We start from the raw sequence: 336 nt of genomic DNA on the forward strand, positions 1-336 counted from the left end.
TCAAAATTGTGAAGGTAAGAACGCGAATGCGGCCAAAGCGATCGCTGATTGGCCCAAAAATCACGCCGCCGAGCACGGCACCAATCAGGGTCCAAGTGACCAGCGAGCCGCTTTGCGAGGAGGTTAAACCCAGCTCTGTGGCGATGGCGGGCAGCATGAATCCGAGAATTAACAGGTCGAAACCGTCCATGGCATAGCCAGTGACAGAGGCAATCATCGCTTTTGCCGGAGTGGCGTGGGCTTTTTTGGAGTGATGGGCAGGCATAGTCAGCGTCAAGTTATGTAAAGTTGGATTATTTTGCCCGCAGAGCACACTAAGTACCAGTATGAAAAACG

1 protein-coding gene is annotated in these 336 nt (G+C 52.4%); it reads right to left on the bottom strand.

Going from position 1 to position 336, the window contains the following annotated elements:
• Nucleotides 1–336, bottom strand: a 336-nt coding sequence (locus tag ACQRBL_RS32700) for an MFS transporter (RefSeq protein WP_427736470.1), incomplete at both ends; no start/stop codon positions are given.

It is taken from the genome of Bacillus sp. AF62 (genome assembly GCF_050312695.1).
GTDB classification, from domain to species: Bacteria; Bacillota; Bacilli; order Bacillales; family Bacillaceae_G; genus Bacillus_A; species Bacillus_A cereus.